This is a genomic window from Rhodococcus sp. MEB064, assembly GCF_000834565.1.
Taxonomy (GTDB): Bacteria; Actinomycetota; Actinomycetes; order Mycobacteriales; family Mycobacteriaceae; genus Rhodococcoides.
The window spans coordinates 59,841-78,949 of the sequence record NZ_JXQS01000002.1; the positions used below are offsets into that span (position 1 = coordinate 59,841).

Below are 19,109 nucleotides of genomic sequence, written 5' to 3' on the forward strand. Positions count from 1 at the left end.
CCTCAGGGAGCCGGCTGACCGGGGAACGCGACCGTCGACGGAAAGATCCCGAGAATCGCACGCCACGCGGAACCGCGGCGTGCGGAATCCGTCAGGGCGACGATCGCCAGATCTCGCGTCGCGCCGGACTGCGACCGTTCCACGACCGATCTCCATGCCACGGCGCAGTCGTCCTCGACCTGCGCCGCGAGTCGGGCCGCGGCGACGGCGTCGGTGACCGGGAACGGTACGGTGTACCCGGCGGCAGGTTCGGGGGACGTGACACTCGCAGCGGTCAGGGCGTCGATGGTGCCGTCGCGCCGCGCGCGGTGTTCCGCCGCGTACTGGGCGACCATCGGATCGCGTGTGGGATTGGAGAACGCCGCCACGACGCCGTAGGCGAAGACGGCGGCGAATTCCACGTTCAGCGCATCGACCAGGGCTTGCTGTTCCGGGCCCAGTTCACTCATGCCGACACCGCCGAGGATGCGAGAGCGCATGCGGCACTGACGGATCCGAGCACACCCGCACGGTAGCCCGACAGTGTGCGCGCGAGGTCCGCGGCCGAGCGGCTCGACGCGGACAGCGATTCCGCGAGTTCGGTCAACGTCGGTGCCGCCACCGGTGCAGGCTCGGGTGTCGCGGTGGGAGTGGTGGTGCCGGTGGGCGGCGGGGGAGTCAGGCGGGCGATCTCCGTGTCCAGCACGTCGGCGTGCGCGCGACGCTGATCCGCGACGACCGTCAACGTGTCCGACGATGCAGGGAACTGCGCGATGGCTGCGGTGGCGGAGGCGCTGTCGGCCCGCGCTCGCGCCGACTCGGCCAGCAGCGGATCGGGCTCGGGGGCGTCGTCACCGGACGACGAGGTCCCGCACGCAGAGAGCGAGAGGGTGCTGCCGACGACGGAGAGACCGACACCGCGCAGGACGGTTCGGCGGGAAACGGGAAGAACGGTCGGTGACACCCGGTCATCGTGCCAGACAGCGCCGACGCAGCGTGTCGTGAGGACACGCCGTCACGCGGTATCGTGGCACCTCCACACAACTGAACGAGGAGTAGTCGAGCGATGCCGGTTCCATCAAGGGAGAGGGTCGTCGAACTCCTCTCGGCGCACATGCAGCCGACAGGGCCGGGTTTCAGTGCCGGCGAGTTGGATCTCGAGGACGTCACCGTCTCCAAGGCGGGGAGTCACAGCGTCGTCAAGGTCATCGTGGATCGTGATTCCGGGTTCGAGCTCGACGCTCTCGCGACGTTGAGTCACGAGGTGTCCGAGATTCTCGACGCTGCCACCGAATTCGGCGACACGGCCTACAACCTCGAGGTGACCACCCCTGGAGTCGACCGCCCCCTCACCGAGCCCCGGCACTGGCGACGCGCACGAGGCCGCATGGTGACGGTGACCACGGCCGACGAGACGATCGACGGCCGCGTGGGCGAGCTTCGACCCGGATCGTCGGAATCTTCGACGGACGGCGCGGAGCTCGATCTGGTCCTGCGGTCGCGCACCGGTCCGACGGTGCGCACGCTCGCGCTGGGCGAGGTGGTGTCCGCGGCGGTCCAGGTCGAGTTCAAGAAGCCGAACCCGGTCGAGCTCGAGATGGCCGGCGGCGTGGCTCCGGGACGTTTCGACCCGCTGAATCCACCGGAAGAGCCCGTGACCGGGCTCGACGACGACGACGACACAGACGACGAAAGATAGACACGTGAATATCGACATGACCGCCCTGCGCGCCATCGAGGCGGAAAAGGGCATCACCATCTCCGCGGTGATCGAGACGCTGCAGTCCGCGCTTCTCACCGCGTACAAGCACACGGCCGGGCACCAGTCCGACGCGTACATCAGCGTCGACCGCAAGAGCGGCGAGGTGAAGGTGATGGCGCGCGAGAAGGACGAGGCGGGCAACCTGATCTCGGAGTGGGACGACACTCCCGAGGGTTTCGGTCGCATCGCCGCCACGACGGCCCGCCAGGTCATCCTGCAGCGTCTCCGCGACGCCGAGAACGAGAAGTCGTTCGGTGAGTTCGCCATGCACGAGGGCGAGATCGTCGGCGGGCTCATCCAGGCCGACGCGAGGCTCAATGCTCGTGGAACGGTCGTGGTCAGGGTCGGCAGCGAGTCGGGCGGCGTCGACGCGACCATTCCGCCGGCGGAGCAGGTGCCGGGTGAGACGTACGAGCACGGTGACCGCATCAAGTGCTACGTCGTCGGAGTCACCCGCGGCAACCGGGGACCGCAGGTCACGCTGTCGCGGACGCACCCCAACCTGGTGCGCAAGGTGTTCGCGCTGGAGGTTCCCGAGATCGCGGACGGCTCGGTCGAGATCGTCTCGGTCGCCCGCGAGTCGGGTCACCGTTCGAAGATCGCCGTGCGGTCGTCCGTGGCGGGCCTCAATGCCAAGGGTGCGTGCATCGGCCCCGTCGGGCAGCGAGTCCGCAACGTGATGAGCGAGCTGGCCGGCGAGAAGATCGACATCATCGACTACGACGACGATCCCGCGACCTTCGTCGGCAACGCGCTGTCGCCGTCCAAGGTGGTCTCGGTCACCGTCGTCGACGAGGCTGCACGCGCCGCGCGCGTGATCGTGCCGGACTACCAGCTCTCCCTCGCCATCGGCAAGGAAGGGCAGAACGCTCGACTGGCCGCCCGTCTCACCGGATGGCGCATCGACATCCGTAGCGACGCCGCGCCGACAGAGGACGATCACTGAGTCGGGGACCGACCGCGCCTCACGGGCGCGCCGAACGGGTCGACGTTCCGAACCGCCGCGAATCCGCGTTAGACTGTGAAGTGGCTCGACACACGTTGTCCGAAGAGACCACGTCCGCACCGGTGAGTCCGGTTCGGACGTGCGTAGGATGCAGACAGCGGGAGTCGCCTTCCGCCTTGGTGCGAATCGTCGCCGACGTCTCCGATGTCGGCACGGTCTCCGCCGTGGTCGATCATCGCCGCAGATTGCCCGGCAGGGGTGCATGGTTGCATCCCGATACGGACTGTCTGCAGCTGGCGGAACGACGTCGAGCCTTCGGGCGTGCCTTGCGCGTGACCGGTCCCATGGACCTGTCCGCGCTTGCCCGGGAGTTCGCGCAGTTCCGGCGAACCGTCCAGTGATCGACCGGCCGAACGGTCGCGGCACCTCGCCGCGCCACGAGGAGAACAGGTACACGAATTCATGAGCACACCGTGAAGCACCGACGATGAACATCGTTATCAGATAACCCGAGGTCGTGCGGGCACCTGCCAAGGAGCCGCGCTCGACCTCTCAGTGAGGAGAGCAGTGGCAGGCAAGGCCCGCGTGCACGAGTTGGCTAAAGAACTCGGTGTCACCAGCAAAGATCTACTCGCACGGCTCAAGGAGCAGGGCGAGTTCGTGAAGTCCGCGTCGTCGACCGTGGAAGCCCCGGTCGCTCGACGCCTCCGGGAGTCGTTCCCGTCCGCGCCGTCCGGCGATTCGCCGGCACCCAGCGCACGTCCGTCCGGCGACGGCCCCAAGCCGGGTGGACCCCGGCCCGGACCCAAGCCGGCACCCGCAGCTCCGGCCGCACCCGCAGCCCCGGCCGCACCCGCGGCTCCCGCTCCGGCTGCACCCGCAGCCCCGGCAGCTCCCGCAGCGCAGGCACCCGCCGCGCCCGCACCCAGCCGTCCGGCAGCACCCGCTCCGGCGGCTCCCACCCCGGCAGCACCGGCGGCCCCCGCTGCATCGGCCGCTCCCGCAGCACCGGAGCAGTCCGCACCCGCGACTCCTGCCGGTCCCGGTCCCAAGCCGGGTCCGAAGGCGCCTCGCGTCGGTAACAACCCGTACTCGTCCGCACCTGTCGAGCGCCCGGCTCCCCGTCCCGCACCGGGACAGGCCGGCCCTCGCCCCGGTGCTCCCCGTCCGGCTCCCGGACAGGGTGGACCTCGTCCCGCACCCGGCGCTCCCGCAGCCGGTGGAGCAGGTCGTCCGCCCGCAGGTCAGGGCGGACCTCGCCCCGGCGGACCCCGTCCCAATCCCGGCTCGATGCCTCCTCGCCCGAACCCGGGTGCCATGCCGAGCCGCTCGGCTCGTCCGGCTCCCGCAGCCGGCGGTCGTCCGGGTCGTCCCGGCGGCGCACCGGGCGGTCGTCCCGGCGGTGCCGGTGGCGGCGGCGGTTACCGCGGTGGCGGTGCCGGTGCACCCGGCGCTCCCGCGGGTGCTCCCGCAGGCGGCGGCTTCCGTGGTCGTCCCGGCGGCGGTGGCCGTCCCGGCCAGCGCGGCGCGGCAGCAGGTGCATTCGGTCGTCCCGGCGGCGCAGTCCGTCGTGGACGCAAGTCGAAGCGGGCGAAGCGCGCCGAGTACGAATCCATGCAGGCTCCCGCAGTCGGTGGCGTGCGGTTGCCCCGTGGCAACGGTGAGACGATCCGTCTCGCTCGCGGCGCATCGCTGTCCGACTTCGCGGACAAGATCGACGCGAACCCGGCTGCACTCGTGCAGGCGCTGTTCAACCTCGGCGAGATGGTGACGGCAACTCAGTCGGTCAACGACGAGACGCTGGAGCTGCTCGGCGGCGAGATGAACTACGTCGTGCAGGTCGTCAGCCCGGAGGACGAGGACCGCGAACTGCTGAACTCGTTCGACCTGACCTACGGCGAGGACGAGGGCGGTGAGGACGAGCTCGAGCAGCGTCCCCCCGTGGTCACCGTCATGGGTCACGTCGACCACGGCAAGACGCGCCTGTTGGACTCGATCCGTAACGCCACCGTGCGTGAGGGCGAAGCCGGCGGTATCACGCAGCACATCGGCGCCTACCAGGTCCTCACGGAACTCGAAGGCAACGAGCGTCTGGTCACCTTCATCGATACCCCCGGTCACGAGGCCTTCACGGCCATGCGTGCCCGTGGTGCGAAGGCCACCGACCTCGCGATCCTCGTGGTCGCGGCCGACGACGGCGTCATGCCGCAGACGGTGGAGGCCATCAACCACGCGCAGGCAGCAGACGTGCCGATCGTGGTCGCGGTCAACAAGATCGACAAGGAAGGCGCGAACCCGGACAAGATCCGGCAGCAGCTGACCGAATACGGTCTGGTCGCCGAGGAATACGGCGGCGACACCATGTTCGTCGACATCTCCGCCAAGCAGGGCACGAACATCGATGCCCTTCTCGAAGCGGTGCTGCTGACGGCCGACGCGGCGCTCGATCTGCGCGCCAACCCGGACATGGACGCGCAGGGTGTCGCCATCGAGGCGCACCTCGACCGCGGTCGCGGACCGGTGGCCACCGTGCTCATCGCTCGCGGAACGCTGCGTGTCGGTGACTCGATCGTCGCCGGTGACGCCTACGGCCGAGTTCGTCGCATGGTCGACGAGCACGGTGAGGACGTCATCGAGGCGCTTCCGTCGCGGCCCGTGCAGGTCATCGGCTTCACGTCGGTGCCCGGCGCAGGCGACAACCTGCTCGTCGTCGACGAGGACCGTATCGCCCGTCAGATCGCCGACCGCCGCAATGCGCGCAAGCGCAACGCGTTGGCCGCGAAGTCGCGCAAGCGGATCAGCCTCGACGATCTCGATGCCGCACTGAAGGAGACGTCGCAGCTCAACCTGATCCTGAAGGGCGACAACTCCGGAACCGTGGAGGCCTTGGAAGAGGCTCTCGTCGGTATCGCGATCGACGACGAGGTCGAACTGCGTGTCATCGACCGTGGCGTCGGTGGCGTCACCGAGACCAACGTCAACCTGGCGTCGGCATCCAACGCGATCATCATCGGCTTCAACGTCCGCGCCGAAGGCAAGGCGACGGAGCTGGCGAACCGCGAAGGCGTGGACATCCGGTACTACTCGGTGATCTACCAGGCCATCGACGAGATCGAGAAGGCGCTCAAGGGCCTGCTCAAGCCGGTCTACGAAGAGGTCACGCTGGGTCAGGCCGAGATCCGTGCGCTGTTCCGGTCCTCCAAGGTCGGAAACATCGCCGGTTGCCTCGTCACCTCCGGTCTCGTGCGTCGTAACGCGAAGGCACGTCTGCTTCGCGACAACAACGTGGTAGCCGAGCTGGTCACCATCTCGTCGCTGCGGCGCGAGAAGGAGGACGCGACCGAGGTCCGCGAAGGGTACGAATGCGGTCTCACGGTGACGTACTCCGACATCAAGGTCGGCGACGTCGTCGAGGCGTACGAGCTTCGCGAGAAGCCGCGCGACTGATCCAACGGAACGAACGGGTGTGGCCCGCGGAACGCAGTCCGCGGGCCACACCCCGTTTCGATCTCTGCCCGCCCTCGACACTGAGGTGATCGATTGTTTCTCGGCGCTCTCGAACTCGACATCCTTCTCGGCGACGTACATTCGCTGAAGGAGAAGCGTTCGGTGATCAAGCCAGTCATCGCTGCCCTGCAACGCTACGGAGTGTCCGTCGCGGAGACCGGGGAGCAGGAACGATACCGTCGTTCGATGGTGGGTGTAGCGCTCGCCACCGCGGATGTCTCGCATCTCCACGAGGTGCTCGACAGCTGTGAACGGCACGTGGCCGAAAGGCCCGAAATACAATTACTCGCTGTACGGCGCCGAGTGTTCGGGCCCGAGGACTGAGAACGAAGGAGACGCATCGTGGTCGATCAAGCCCGTGCTCGTAAGTTGGCCAAGCGGATCGGCGCGATCGTCGCGACGGCCATCGATCACGAAATCAAGGATCCCCGGCTCGCGTTCGTGACGGTCACCGACACCAAGGTGACACCGGACCTGCACGACGCGACCGTGTTCTACACGGTTCGCGGTGAGACTCTCGATGCCGAGCCCGATTTCCAGGCTGCCGCACTGGGTCTGGAGAAGGCGAAGGGTGCGCTGCGCACCAAGGTCGGCGCCGGTACCGGAGTGCGGTTCACCCCGTCCCTGACGTTCCGGCCGGACACGGTCCCGGACACCGCGCGGCACATGGAGGAACTGCTCGAACGCGCCCGTCAGATCGACGACAAGGTCGCCGAGGTGGCGGCCGGCGCGACTCCCGCCGGTGACCCCGACCCGTACAAGGTTCCTCGGACCGACGAGCGCGAGATCTGATCCACTCGTGACCGACACCCTGCACGCCGACATGCAGAAGGCCGTGCGTCTGCTCGCGGACGCACGATCCGTCACGCTGCTGTCGCACGTCCAACCCGACGCGGACACGATCGGTAGTGCCCTGGCGCTGGCGATCGCGCTCGATCGTCGCGGTGTGACGACGCAGGTGTCGTTCGGGGCCCCGGCCCAGCTGCCGGAGTCGATGATCGGTCTTCCCGGGCTGCAGTTCCTGACCCCGCCCGAGCAGGTGCGTGCCGACGCAGACCTGGTGGTGACGGTGGACGCGGGTAGTCGGGGCCGTCTCGGTCGATTGGGCGTGCTGCTCGACGGAGCCGTGTCGCTGGTCATCGACCACCACCGGTCCAACACGTTCTACGGAACCCACCACGTGGTCGACGCGTCGGCGGAGTCGACGACGGCCGTCGTGGCGGCGTTGTTCGACGAGTGGGGTGTCGACATCGACGCCGAATTGGCTCACTGCCTCTTCGCGGGACTGGTCACGGACACCGGATCGTTCCGCTGGGTACGACCGGGTTCGCACACACTCGCAGAACGCCTGCTAGCCACCGGGATCGACGGAGCGGCCATCTCGCGCCGACTCCTGGACACCCACCCGTTCGCCTGGCTGCCCATGCTCGGCTCGGTACTCGGGTCCGCGCGGTTGATTCCCTCGGCTGCCGACGGGCTCGGCCTGGTCTGCGCGATCGTCCGGCTCGACGACTCGCGCGGGCTGCGTCCCGAGGAGATCGAGAGCGTCGTGGACATCGTCCGCACGACGGCCGAGGCCGAAGTGGCGGCCGTGTTCAAGCAGAACGCCGAGGGATGGGCGGTGTCCCTGCGTGCGAAGAGCGAGGTGGACGTGTCCGTCGTCGCGACGGCGCTCGGTGGAGGCGGACACAGGCTCTCCGCCGGGTACACCGCGACCGGTGACATCGAGGACGACATCGACGCGCTGGTCGCCGCGCTCGGGTGAGTGCCGCCGACGACCCGAACGGTCGGGTGTCCGCCCGCACCGTGTTCGGCCTGGCCTTCCCCGCGCTCGGCGTGCTGGTGGCCGAGCCGCTCTACCTGCTGTTCGACTCCGCCGTCGTCGGGAGGCTGGGCGCACTGCCCCTCGCCGGTCTGGCCGTGGGCGGACTGGTGCTCGCCCAGGTCAGCACCCAGCTGACGTTCCTCTCCTACGGCACCACGGCACGCGCGGCGCGTCTGCACGGAGCCGGACGCGACGACGACGCTCGACACGAGGGCGTCCAGGCGACGTGGCTCGCGGTGGTCCTGGGGGTGCTGCTCGTCCTGGTCGTCCAGGTTCTCGCCGTCCCGATCCTGACCGTTCTCGGCGGCGGGGGAGACATCACCGCCGAGGCGACGACGTGGCTGCGGGTGGGCATCCTGGGTGTCCCGCTGATCCTGATCACGCTGGCCGGGAACGGGTGGATGCGCGGCGTGCAGGACACCGTGCGACCGTTGCGCTACGTCGTCGCCGGTCTCGCTCTGTCGGCTGTGCTGTGTCCGCTCCTGGTGCACGGACTCCCGGGCGTGCCTCGTATGGGTCTCGTCGGTTCGGCGGTGGCCAACGTCGTCGGTCAGTCGGTGTCTGCGGTCTTGTTCCTGCGCGCGCTGGTCGGCCCGCGGCAGCGTTCGCTGCGGCCGGATCCGACCGTCATCCGCCGGCAGCTGGTGCTGGGACGGGACCTGATCCTGCGCTCGTTCGCGTTCCAGGCCTGCTTCCTGTCGGCGGTGACGGTGGCATCGCGGTTCGGCGCCGGCGCGGTCGGTGCGCACCAGGTGGTCCTGCAGTTGTGGAACCTGGTCTCGCTGACCCTCGATTCCCTGGCGATCGCGGCGCAATCCTTGGTCGGCGCTGCGCTCGGTGCCGGGCGTGCTCGGGCCGCGACGGGGGTCGCGGCACGAGTCACCGCGTGGTCCGTGGCTTTCTCGGTGCTGCTCGCTGCACTGTTCGCGGCGTTGCACGGCGTTCTGCCGCCGCTGTTCACCTCCGACGGGTCGACTCTCGCGAGCATCGACAGCATCTGGTGGCTCTTCGTCGCGCTGATCCCCGTCGCCGGGATCGTCTTCGCGTTGGACGGCGTCCTTCTCGGTGCGGGAGATGCCGCGTTCCTCCGGACGGCGACGCTCGGCAGCGCCGTCGTCGGCTTCCTGCCGTTGATCTGGTTGTCGGCAGCGTTCGACTGGGGACTGCCGGGAATCTGGGTGGGACTGACGGTGTTCGTCAGCCTGAGAGCGGTGGCCGTCGTCTGGCGGACCATGTCGGGAGCGTGGACGACCACGGGTACCGATACCGTCGGTAGGACGTAAGTGAACAGAAGGGTCGTGGGAGTGCCAGCGAAACTGTGGGCCGTGAGCGACATCCACGTCGGCCACAAGGGCAACCGCCCCGTGACCGAGTCGATCGAGCCCGAGAGCCCCGAGGACTGGCTCATCGTGGCGGGCGACGTCTCGGAGAAGACCGATGACATCCGCTGGGCGCTGTCGGAACTGAAGGCCAAGTTCCACACCGTCATCTGGGTACCGGGCAACCACGAATTGTGGACGACGGTGAAGGACCCCGTGCAGATGCACGGCCAGGCTCGGTACGACTACCTGGTGACGATGTGTCGGGAACTGGGTGTGCTGACGCCGGAGGACCCGTTCCCGGTGTGGGAGGGCGACGGCGGACCGGTGACGTTGGTGCCGATGTTCGTGCTCTACGACTACTCGTTCCTGCCCGCGGGCACCACGAACAAGATCGACGGTCTGGCACTGGCACGCAGTCGAAACGTGGTGGCGACGGACGAATTCCTGATCACCCCCACCCCGTACGTCTCGCTGGACGCGTGGTGCGCGGCTCGACTGAAGATCACCGAGGCGCGGTTGGCGGAGGTCGACACGTCCATCCCGACCGTGCTGATCAACCACTGGCCCTTGGTACGTCAGCCCACCGAGGTGCTGTTCTACCCGGAGTTCGCACTGTGGTGCGGAACGACGCGTACGGCCGACTGGCACACGCGGTACAACGCCCTCTGCGCCGTCTACGGGCACCTTCACATCCCACGCACGACCTACTACGACGGGGTGCGATTCGAGGAGGTGTCCGTCGGCTATCCCCGCGAGTGGAAGCGTCGTGGCCTTCCGGATCAGGTTCTGCGGCAGATACTTCCGGTCCCGGAGTACCCGCCGGGATCGCTCAACAAGTTCGGCGGTCACTTCACCGTGACGCCGGAGATGGAAGCGGAAGTGGAGAAGATGCGAGCGGAGAAGCGACTGTGACGACAGCACCCGAGTCCACACTGCTCGGCGGGTTGCTCGCCCGCGGCGTCGTCGCGGAGGAACTGTTCGAGGACCCGCCGGGTCTGGCGCCGCATCCGCGCGAAGCACACCTGGTCGAGAAGGCGGTGGACAAGCGCAAGCGGGAATTCACCTCGGCCCGGCACTGCGCCCGCGTGGCGATGGGCAGACTGGGTCTCGAGCCGGCTCCGATCATGCGGGGCGAGATGGGCTCCCCGGTGTGGCCCAACGGTGTCGTCGGGAGCCTCACGCACTGTGACGGCTACCGCGCCGCCGCGGTGGGATTCGCTCTGCAGATCCGCTCGGTCGGCATCGATGCGGAACCGCACGAGGCATTGCCCGACGGGGTGCTCGGGGCGGTGAGCCTGCCCGCCGAACGCGATGTTCTGGCCACCCGTACCGACGACGAGGTGCACTGGGACAAGCTTCTGTTCTGCGCCAAGGAGGCCACCTACAAGGCGTGGTACCCGTTGACGGGACGCTGGCTGGGGTTCGAGGACGCTCACATCACGTTCGAACGGGATGCCGGATCGGCCGAGGTCGCCGGGTCGTTCCACTCTCGGTTGCTGGTGCCGGGCGACACGACGTCGGGCTCGCCGCTGACGTCGTTCGACGGACGGTGGACCGTGTCGAACGGTCTGGTCGTCACCGCGATCACGGTGTTCTGACCACATGGCAGACTGACTCCCCGTGCCTGCTCACCCGAAACCCCCCACTGGACTCGACGGCGCCGGACTCCTGGTGGTGGACAAGAGCGGTGGAGTCACCAGCCACGACGTCGTGTCCGCGTGCCGCAAGGCCCTGAAGACGCGTCGCGTCGGTCACGCGGGGACGTTGGATCCGATGGCGACGGGAGTGTTGGTTCTCGGCGTCGAACGGGCCACCAAGATGCTCGGCCTGTTGTCGCTGACCACCAAGGAGTACACGGCGACCATCCGCCTCGGCGTGGCCACGACGACGGACGACGCCGAGGGCGAGTCGGTCTCGACCGCGGACGCCACCGCCGTGACCGACGCCGACATCGAGGCGCGGGTGGCCGAGCTGACGGGCACGATCAGCCAGATTCCGTCGAGCGTCAGCGCCATCAAGGTCGACGGGAAGCGTGCTCACGCGCTGGTGCGGGACGGGGAGACCGTGGTCCTGGAGCCACGGACGGTCACCGTGTCCCGCTTCGATGTGCTGGCGACGCACCGCGAGGGCTCCACGGTCGATCTCGACGTGCACGTCGAGTGCACGTCGGGCACGTATGTCCGGGCACTCGCACGCGATCTCGGCGCCGCGCTGGGTGTCGGTGGCCATCTGACGGCTCTCCGCCGCACGCGTGTCGGTCCTTTCACGCTCGAGCACGCACGGACACTCGACGAGGTGCGCGACGACCCGCAGGTGAGTCTGGACATCGACGCGGCCGCGAAGACGGCGTTCGCGCACCGAACCGTCTCACCCGAGGAAGCGGAGTCGCTCAGCCAGGGACGCTGGCTCGACCCGATCGGTCTGCCGGGGATCTACGCCGCTCTGGACACCGACGGCAACGCCATCGCACTGGTGCAGGAACGCGGCAAGCGTGCGAGCACGGTCATGGTGGTGCGGCCCGCGACGCTCCGGCAGTAGCGGGCGGTCAGTCCGTCGTCATCCAGATGGCTTCGGCGGCAACATGTCCCAAGTCGAGGACGGTTCCCGCTGCCTCGACGGCGACGGTGCCGGCGAAGTCCCGACGTTCGACCATCGTGATGGACAGGTCGAGCGTGATGCCGATGGAGTCGAAGTAGCGCAGCATGTCCGGGTCCGAATCCGAGATCCGGGTGACGTGCCCCTTCTGGCCGGCGACGAAGTCGCTGAGCGGCATTGCCGGGGGAGCGGGAATGGTGCCGTCCACCGTCGGAATCGGATCACCGTGCGGATCGCGGGACGGGTGTCCCAGTTTCGCGTCGATCCGCTCGACCAGCAGGTCGGACACCGCGTGCTCGAGCACCTCGGCCTCGTCGTGCACCTCGTCCCAGCCGTACCCCATCTCCTCGACGAGCCACGTCTCGATCAGCCGGTGCCGACGGACCATGGAGACCGCCGCTCGGCGGCCGGCCTCGGTCAGCGTGATCGCGCCGTAGCGCGCGTGGTCCACCAGACCCTGGTCGGCGAGCTTGCGGATGGCCTCGGACACGGTCGACGGTGAAACGCACATCTTCGATGCGAGCATCTTGGTGCTCACCGGCTCGTCCGAGTATTCGCTCGCGGTCCAGATGACCTTGAGGTAGTCCTGCGCGACGGTGGTGAGGGCAGGGGATGTCACGTGGACAGCTTAGCGGCGAACCGATGCGCCGGACGTGACCGGTCGATGCGTGGCCCGTAGGCTCGGCTGCGTGGAGAGATGGCGAGGTCTCGACGACGTTCCTGCCGACTGGGGCAGGTGCGTCCTGACGATCGGCGTGTTCGACGGAGTGCACCGCGGACATGCGCAATTGATCGATCGAGCCGTGAAGTCGGCGGCGGCGCGCGGGGTGCCCAGCGTGCTCATGACGTTCGACCCGCACCCGATGGAGGTCGTGCGCCCCGGTAGCCATCCGGCGCAGCTGACCACGCTCACCCGACGCGCCGAACTGGCCGAGGAACTGGGTATCGACGTCTTCTGCGTCATGCCGTTCACGCCGGAGTTCATGAAGCTCACTCCCGATCGGTACATCTACGACATCCTCGTCGAACGCCTGCACGCGGCCGAAGTGGTCGTGGGCGAGAACTTCACGTTTGGCAAGAAGGCCGCCGGCAACGTCCCGCTGCTGAGGGCAGCCGGTCAGCGTTTCGGCTTCGCCGTCGACGGAGTCACGCTCCTCGCGGAACACGCGGTCACGTTCTCCTCCACCTACATTCGCTCGTGCGTCGACGCAGGTGACGTCGCGGCCGCGGCCGACGCACTCGGTCGGCCGCACCGCGTCGAGGGCGTGGTGGTGCACGGCGACGGCCGCGGCCGGACCATCGGATACCCAACTGCCAACGTCAAACCCCCCATGCACGCAGCGATCCCGGCGGACGGCGTCTACGCGTCGTGGTTCACCGTTCTGGGCCCCGGCCCCGTGATGGGCACCGTCTCGCCCGGAAGACGCTGCCAGGCAGCGGTATCGGTCGGCACCAACCCCACGTTCTCCGGGCGTACTCGCACGGTCGAGGCGTTCGTGCTCGACGGCGACGCCGATCTGTACGGACAGCACGTGGCCGTCGACTTCGTCGAGAGGCTGCGCGGCATGGAAGCGTTCGCCTCGGTCGACGAGCTGATCGAACAGATGGGCCGCGACGTCGATCGCGCCAGGGAAATCCTCACCGCTCCGGACTGTTAGACTCATCTACTGTTGTTCGCTGCGGTCCGCGGCGGCTGCAACACCGCACCCGTGAGGGTTCGGCACCATTCACGCGCGGACGGCAACGCATCAGGAGCATCACTGTGGCACTGACCACCGAACAGAAGAAGCAGATCCTCGGCGAGTACGGCGTGCACGAGACCGACACGGGTTCGCCCGAGGCGCAGGTGGCCATGCTCACCAAGCGCATCCAGGATCTCACCGAGCACCTCAAGGTGCACAAGCACGATCACCACTCCCGCCGCGGCCTCCTGCTGCTCGTGGGACGTCGTCGTCGTCTGCTCAAGTACGTGCAGAAGATCGACGTCGCGCGTTACCGCTCGCTCATCGAGCGTTTGGGACTGCGTCGATAATTCCCACCATCGAGTTCACCCGGACGTGCCGGCGAGGCAGCTTCGAGCTGTTCCTCGTCGGCCGTTCGGCGTGGCCCGGTACGCTTTCACCTGTACTCGTGATCGAGTACACCAGCTAGACAGCACGACAGCCGTTCGTCTCCGACACGTCGCGGTGTCGGTCTTCGGTAGTGGTCCTACGGCGCAGGGAAATGCGTGCGCCGCGGGACTTCGATCGTGGGCCGCCTCCGCTCGCACGGGAAGTCGGGGACGCCGCACGCGAGCCACCGGGTTCGCTGCGCGCCCGGGTGGGCACGGCGAAGACGAGAGGACGAAAACACTTACATGTCTGACAACACCACAGCAGCAGCCACCGAGGTCGACGAGGGCGTGTTCGAAACCACCGCCGTCATCGACAACGGGTCGTACGGAACGCGCACCATCCGTTTCGAGACCGGCCGGGTGGCCAAGCAGTCGGCCGGAGCCGTCGTCGCCTACCTCGACGACGAGACGATGCTTCTCTCGGCCACCAGCGCCTCGAAGCACCCCAAGGACCACTTCGACTTCTTCCCCCTCACGGTGGACGTCGAGGAGCGGATGTACGCCGCCGGTCGCATCCCCGGATCGTTCTTCCGTCGTGAAGGCCGTCCCAGCACCGACGCCATCCTCACCTGCCGCCTGATCGACCGGCCGCTGCGTCCGACGTTCGTCGACGGCCTGCGCAACGAGATCCAGGTCGTCATCACGGTGATGAGCCTCGATCCCAAGGATCTGTACGACGTCGTGGCCATCAACGCCGCGTCCGCGTCCACCCAGCTCGCCGGACTGCCGTTCTCCGGTCCCATCGGCGGTGTCCGCGTGGCACTGATCGACAAGCAGTGGGTCGCATTCCCCACCAACGAGCAGCTCGAGCTGGCCGTGTTCAACATGGTCGTCGCCGGCCGTGTCGTCTCCGGTTCGGGAGCCGACGCCGACGTCGCGATCATGATGGTCGAAGCGGAAGCCACCGAGAAGGTCATCTCGCTCATCGAGGGCGGCGCCCAGGCTCCGACCGAGGCGATCGTCGCCGAGGGTCTCGAAGCTGCGAAGCCGTTCATCGCGTCGCTCTGCGAGGCACAGAAGGCGCTCGCCGCCTCCGCTGCGAAGCCGACCGGTGACTTCCCGCTGTTCCCCGCGTACCAGTCCGACGTGTTCGACGCTGTCGAGGGTGCTGCGCAGATCCCGCTCAACGAGGCACTCACCATCGCCGGCAAGACCGAGCGCGAGAGCAAGCTCGACGAGGTCAAGGACCAGGTCCTGACCACTGTCGGCGATTCGTTCGCCGGCCGTGAGAAGGAGATCGGTGCGGCATTCCGCGCACTGACCAAGAAGCTCGTGCGTCAGCGCATCCTGCGCGACCAGTTCCGTATCGACGGCCGCGGCATCACGGACATCCGTGAGCTCTCCGCCGAGGTCGCCGTCATTCCTCGCGCGCACGGCAGCGCGTTGTTCGAGCGTGGAGAGACCCAGATCCTGGGCGTCACCACCCTCGACATGGTCAAGATGGCCCAGCAGATCGACTCGCTCGGACCCGAGACCAGCAAGCGTTACATGCATCACTACAACTTCCCGCCGTACTCCACCGGTGAGACCGGTCGCGTCGGGTCGCCGAAGCGTCGCGAGATCGGCCACGGAGCCCTCGCGGAGCGCGCCCTGCTCCCCGTGCTCCCCAGCCAGGAAGAGTTCCCGTACGCCATCCGTCAGGTCTCTGAGGCGCTTAGCTCCAACGGCTCGACGTCCATGGGTTCGGTCTGTGCATCCACCCTCGGACTGCTCAACGCCGGTGTGCCGCTGAAGGCCCCCGTCGCTGGCATCGCCATGGGTCTGGTCTCCGACCAGGTCGACGGTGAGACCCGGTACGTCGCCCTCACCGACATCCTCGGTGCTGAGGACGCGTTCGGCGACATGGACTTCAAGGTCGCCGGAACCCGTGAGTTCGTCACCGCCCTGCAGCTCGACACCAAGCTCGACGGCATCCCCTCCCAGGTGCTCGCCGGCGCATTGTCGCAGGCCAAGGACGCTCGTGTCACGATCCTGGACGTCATGGCCGAGGCCATCGACGAGCCGGACGAGATGAGCCCCTACGCACCTCGCGTCACCGCGATCAAGGTGCCCGTCGACAAGATCGGCGAGGTCATCGGGCCCAAGGGCAAGATGATCAACTCGATCACCGAGCAGACCGGCGCCAACATCTCGATCGAAGATGACGGCACCGTCTACGTCGGTGCTGCGGACGGCCCGTCCGCACAGGCCGCGATCGACATGATCAACGCCATCGCGAACCCGCAGCTGCCCAAGGTCGGCGAGCGGTTCCTCGGAACCGTCGTCAAGACCACGGCATTCGGCGCGTTCGTCTCGCTGCTCCCCGGTCGCGACGGCCTGGTCCACATCTCCAAGCTGGGCAGCGGCAAGCGCATCAACAAGGTCGAGGACGTCGTCAGCGTCGGATCGAAGCTCCGCGTGGAGATCGCCGACATCGACAACCGCGGCAAGATCAGCCTCGTCCCGGTCGAGGACGACGCAGCAGCCGCTGCGCCGGCCGACGACCAGGCCGACACATCGGCAGAGGTCAGCGCTGAGTAAGAAGTATTCGAACGCCGCGGCGCAGTCGACCGAGCTCACGGGCTCTCGGCTGCGCCGCTCGCGCGTTCCGAGCACGTCAGGCGTTCGCCGCACGGTTCTTCCGGGCGGCGTCCGTGTGGTCACCGAGTTCGTACCGGGGGTGCGGTCGGCCTCCGTCGGAGTGTGGGTCGCCGTCGGATCGCGCGACGAGGGTCGGTCCGTCGCCGGTGCCGCCCACTTCCTCGAGCATCTCCTGTTCAAGGCGACTCCCACTCGCACGGCCCTCGACATCGCCCAGGTGATGGACGGTGTCGGCGGTGAACTCAACGCCTTCACCTCGAAGGAGCACACCTGCTTCTACGCCCATGTCCTCGACGAGGACCTCCATCTGGGTCTCGATCTGGTGGCCGACGTCGTGCTGCGCGGACGGTGCAGGACCGAGGACGTCGACGTCGAACGTCAGGTGGTGCTCGAGGAGATCTCGATGCGCGACGACGATCCCGAGGATCTTCTCGGCGATGCGTTCCTGACGGCGCTCTTCGGTGACCATCCGATCGGTCGTCCGGTCATCGGCTCGGTGGAGTCCATCGAAGCGATGACGCGGAACCAGTTGCACTCCTTCCACACTCGGCGATACACGCCGCCGCGCATGGTCGTGGCAGTAGCGGGCAACATCGATCACGACGACGTGGTCGCGGGCGTTCGACGCAGCTTCGCCGACCGGATTGCGGGAGACGCCGAGCCGGCACCGCGCCGCGGGGGAACCGGGCGCATCACGACCAGACCCGCGCTGAGTCTGACCACACGCGACAGCGAGCAGGCGCATCTGTGCCTGGGGGTGCGCGCGTTCGGACGCCACGAGGGTCATCGGTGGGCGTTGTCGGTGCTCAACACGGCCATCGGCGGTGGACTGAGTTCACGGCTGTTCCAGGAGATCCGGGAGGAGCGCGGACTCGCCTACTCCGTGTACTCATCGGTCGACACGTTCTCCGACACCGGGGCGTTCTCGGTGTACGCGGGTTGTCAGCCGGAGAACCTCGGAGAGGTCGCCGCTGTGATCCGCGACGTCCTCGCCTCCGTCGCGGCGGACGGGATCACCGACGCCGAATGCGCGCGGGCGAAGGGCTCGATGCGCGGTGGACTCGTACTGGGACTGGAAGATTCAGGATCGCGGATGACGCGCATCGGTCGCAGCGAATTGAACTACGGTGACCATCGTTCCGTCGAGGAGACGCTGGCACGGATCGACCAGGTGACCAACGACGAGGTCCGTGAGGTGGCACGAGTGTTGCTGGCGCGCCCCATGGCCGCGTCGGTGGTCGGGCCGTTCAAGAAGGTGTCGTCGCTTCCCGCGTCCGTGCGGGGAGCCGTCGCGGGCTGACCCGCCCGCACTCAGGCGAGGTAGACGATCGCCTTGGCCTTGTGGCCGAGGATGCGCTTGCCGTTGTAGCGAGCGTCGATCGACACCTCGGCGGTGCGGGCGTCGGCGTCCATGGACTTGACGACGCCGTTCACGACGATGGTGGCGTGCTCGATCGGCGGCACCATCACGGGGCTGGTGAAGCGGACCGTGCACTCCTTGAGTGCGCCGGGGTCTCCCAGCCACGCGGAGACGAATCCGGTACCCAGACCCATCGTGAGCATGCCGTGGGCGACGACGGTGTCGAGATCCAGGAGAGACGCGAAGTGGTCGCTCCAGTGGACGGGGTTGTTGTCGCCGACCACACCTGCGTAGTTGATCAGGTCGCCTCGGGACAGGTCGATCGTCCGGGTCGGAAGCGCGTCTCCGACGGACACGTTCTCGAAACGCTGTCGTGCGTGGCCGCGATTCGGGACCAGAACGGGCGGGTCGAACACGGTCTCGAGGTCGTCGCCACTGGGGTTGACCCCCTCCGGATCGCTCGAGGCCGCCGGAAAGGTGAACATGCCGTTCATGACCATGCCGCGGGCGACGTCGGCGATCGAGTTGTCGCCGTCGTCGGCGCGCCCGATGAGCAGAGTCGTGTACGTAATCTGCGCGAGTTCGTTGCGCTGGTTGGTGATGACGGTCTTGGTGACCATCATGTCGCGCCCCACGACCTTGCGGAACGAGTCGAGGGACACGTCGCACACCAGACGGTCACCGGCCAGGACCGGTGCGTAGTACTCGGCGTGCTGGTCGGTCTGCAGCATGCGGCTCAGGTCGTACCCGGTCGCGATGCGCTCGAGCAGCTTCTGCTGCGCGATGATTCCGACCAACGAGAAGAACGTCGGGGGAGCCATCAGCGCGTCGTATCCCTGCTCCCGAGCGCCCTCCTCGGTCCAGTGCACCGGATGGAAGTCGCGGACGGCCTTGGCGTACTCGCGGACCTTCTCGCGGCCGACCTCGTAGTAGTCGTCCATGCGGTAGTGGTAACCCACCATGTCGAGGGCGTGCTGGGACGGGTCGAACGCCGCGTCGGTGGCGACGGCGTCGGATGCGAGAGTCTCAGCAGTCATGATCGCAACCTATCGCTGCTGTGGCGTCCGATGACGGAACGACCGTCGACTTCGGGTGAGTCACAGTGAAACGACTCCAGGTT

At 67.7% G+C, this 19,109-nt stretch carries 19 protein-coding genes; 15 read left to right on the forward strand and 4 right to left on the reverse strand.

Features of this window, described 5'->3' with window-relative positions; translation table 11 throughout:
* Nucleotides 1-2 precede the first annotated feature (2 nt).
* Together RU01_RS00640 and RU01_RS00645 are read right to left on the reverse strand one after the other, a co-directional pair.
* On the reverse strand, nucleotides 3-449 hold the full coding sequence (locus RU01_RS00640; RefSeq protein WP_042572703.1) for a ferritin-like domain-containing protein: 447 nt from the start codon (nucleotides 447-449) through the stop codon (nucleotides 3-5).
* The gene (locus RU01_RS00645; RefSeq protein ID WP_042572569.1) at nucleotides 446-943 is read right to left on the reverse strand and encodes a hypothetical protein; all 498 of its coding nucleotides are present in this window, start codon (nucleotides 941-943) and stop codon (nucleotides 446-448) included. Before RU01_RS00645 ends, RU01_RS00640 begins: the two co-directional genes overlap by 4 nt.
* Nucleotides 944-1,045: 102 nt before the next feature.
* Between RU01_RS00645 and rimP the strand changes: the two genes are divergently transcribed.
* The 11 genes from rimP (at nucleotide 1,046) to truB (ending at nucleotide 11,879) form a co-directional block, all read left to right on the forward strand.
* Nucleotides 1,046-1,678 (forward strand): ribosome maturation factor RimP, encoded by a 633-nt coding sequence (rimP, locus tag RU01_RS00650; RefSeq protein ID WP_042572570.1) that lies wholly within the window; start codon nucleotides 1,046-1,048, stop codon nucleotides 1,676-1,678.
* Between the two features lie 4 nt (nucleotides 1,679-1,682).
* Nucleotides 1,683-2,687 (forward strand): transcription termination factor NusA, encoded by a 1,005-nt coding sequence (gene nusA, locus RU01_RS00655; protein WP_042572571.1) that lies wholly within the window; start codon nucleotides 1,683-1,685, stop codon nucleotides 2,685-2,687.
* 122 nt (nucleotides 2,688-2,809) lie between these two features.
* Entirely contained in the window at nucleotides 2,810-3,088 is a 279-nt protein-coding gene (locus tag RU01_RS00660; RefSeq protein ID WP_331386514.1) for a YlxR family protein, read from the forward strand.
* Nucleotides 3,089-3,254: 166 nt separating this feature from the next.
* The gene (infB, locus tag RU01_RS00665; RefSeq protein ID WP_042572572.1) at nucleotides 3,255-6,134 is read left to right on the forward strand and encodes a translation initiation factor IF-2; all 2,880 of its coding nucleotides are present in this window, start codon (nucleotides 3,255-3,257) and stop codon (nucleotides 6,132-6,134) included.
* Nucleotides 6,135-6,227: 93 nt separating this feature from the next.
* Entirely contained in the window at nucleotides 6,228-6,518 is a 291-nt protein-coding gene (locus tag RU01_RS00670; RefSeq protein WP_042572573.1) for a DUF503 domain-containing protein, read from the forward strand.
* 18 nt (nucleotides 6,519-6,536) lie between these two features.
* Nucleotides 6,537-6,986 (forward strand): 30S ribosome-binding factor RbfA, encoded by a 450-nt coding sequence (gene rbfA, locus RU01_RS00675; RefSeq protein WP_042572574.1) that lies wholly within the window; start codon nucleotides 6,537-6,539, stop codon nucleotides 6,984-6,986.
* A gap of 31 nt (nucleotides 6,987-7,017) precedes the next feature.
* Complete coding sequence (locus tag RU01_RS00680) at nucleotides 7,018-7,959, forward strand: DHH family phosphoesterase (RefSeq protein WP_042572705.1); 942 nt, start codon at nucleotides 7,018-7,020, stop codon at nucleotides 7,957-7,959.
* Entirely contained in the window at nucleotides 7,956-9,302 is a 1,347-nt protein-coding gene (locus tag RU01_RS00685; protein WP_042572575.1) for an MATE family efflux transporter, read from the forward strand. Before RU01_RS00680 ends, RU01_RS00685 begins: the two co-directional genes overlap by 4 nt.
* 21 nt (nucleotides 9,303-9,323) lie before the next feature.
* Nucleotides 9,324-10,253, forward strand: coding sequence for a metallophosphoesterase family protein (locus tag RU01_RS00690; RefSeq protein WP_042572706.1), 930 nt, complete (start codon nucleotides 9,324-9,326; stop codon nucleotides 10,251-10,253).
* A gap of 20 nt (nucleotides 10,254-10,273) precedes the next feature.
* Complete coding sequence (locus RU01_RS00695) at nucleotides 10,274-10,939, forward strand: 4'-phosphopantetheinyl transferase family protein (protein ID WP_042572707.1); 666 nt, start codon at nucleotides 10,274-10,276, stop codon at nucleotides 10,937-10,939.
* Nucleotides 10,940-10,961: 22 nt separating this feature from the next.
* Nucleotides 10,962-11,879 (forward strand): tRNA pseudouridine(55) synthase TruB, encoded by a 918-nt coding sequence (truB, locus tag RU01_RS00700; protein ID WP_042572576.1) that lies wholly within the window; start codon nucleotides 10,962-10,964, stop codon nucleotides 11,877-11,879.
* A 7-nt stretch (nucleotides 11,880-11,886) separates the two neighbouring features.
* Here the strand turns inward: truB and RU01_RS00705 are convergent, their stop codons facing one another.
* Nucleotides 11,887-12,555 carry a metal-dependent transcriptional regulator gene (locus tag RU01_RS00705; RefSeq protein ID WP_042572577.1) on the reverse strand — a complete coding sequence of 223 codons (669 nt, stop codon included), beginning with the start codon at nucleotides 12,553-12,555 and terminating at the stop codon, nucleotides 11,887-11,889.
* A 70-nt stretch (nucleotides 12,556-12,625) separates the two neighbouring features.
* Here RU01_RS00705 and RU01_RS00710 point away from each other — a divergent pair, with 70 nt between their 5' ends.
* The 4 genes from RU01_RS00710 to RU01_RS00725 all read left to right on the forward strand — a co-directional run bounded on the left by RU01_RS00710 (nucleotide 12,626) and on the right by RU01_RS00725 (nucleotide 17,929).
* Nucleotides 12,626-13,594: a bifunctional riboflavin kinase/FAD synthetase gene (locus RU01_RS00710; RefSeq protein WP_042572578.1), complete on the forward strand. Its 969-nt coding sequence runs from the start codon at nucleotides 12,626-12,628 to the stop codon at nucleotides 13,592-13,594.
* 104 nt (nucleotides 13,595-13,698) lie between these two features.
* Nucleotides 13,699-13,968 (forward strand): 30S ribosomal protein S15, encoded by a 270-nt coding sequence (gene rpsO, locus RU01_RS00715; protein WP_042572579.1) that lies wholly within the window; start codon nucleotides 13,699-13,701, stop codon nucleotides 13,966-13,968.
* 324 nt (nucleotides 13,969-14,292) lie between these two features.
* Complete coding sequence (locus RU01_RS00720) at nucleotides 14,293-16,569, forward strand: polyribonucleotide nucleotidyltransferase (protein ID WP_042572580.1); 2,277 nt, start codon at nucleotides 14,293-14,295, stop codon at nucleotides 16,567-16,569.
* Nucleotides 16,570-16,618: 49 nt separating this feature from the next.
* Nucleotides 16,619-17,929 carry a M16 family metallopeptidase gene (locus tag RU01_RS00725; protein ID WP_042572581.1) on the forward strand — a complete coding sequence of 437 codons (1,311 nt, stop codon included), beginning with the start codon at nucleotides 16,619-16,621 and terminating at the stop codon, nucleotides 17,927-17,929.
* 11 nt (nucleotides 17,930-17,940) lie between these two features.
* On the opposite strand, the gene RU01_RS00730 is transcribed toward RU01_RS00725, so the two are convergent.
* Nucleotides 17,941-19,026, reverse strand: coding sequence for a fused (3R)-hydroxyacyl-ACP dehydratase subunits HadA/HadB (locus RU01_RS00730; RefSeq protein ID WP_042572582.1), 1,086 nt, complete (start codon nucleotides 19,024-19,026; stop codon nucleotides 17,941-17,943).
* Nucleotides 19,027-19,109 lie beyond the last annotated feature (83 nt).

Coding starts and splice junctions, on each gene's coding strand:
- RU01_RS00640 (WP_042572703.1), bottom strand. CDS start 449: ATGAGTGAACTGGGCCCGGAACAGCAAGCCCTGGTCGATGCGCTGAAC.
- rimP (WP_042572570.1), top strand. CDS start 1,046: ATGCCGGTTCCATCAAGGGAGAGGGTCGTCGAACTCCTCTCGGCGCAC.
- RU01_RS00680 (WP_042572705.1), top strand. CDS start 7,018: ATGCAGAAGGCCGTGCGTCTGCTCGCGGACGCACGATCCGTCACGCTG.
- RU01_RS00720 (WP_042572580.1), top strand. CDS start 14,293: ATGTCTGACAACACCACAGCAGCAGCCACCGAGGTCGACGAGGGCGTG.
- RU01_RS00730 (WP_042572582.1), bottom strand. CDS start 19,026: ATGACTGCTGAGACTCTCGCATCCGACGCCGTCGCCACCGACGCGGCG.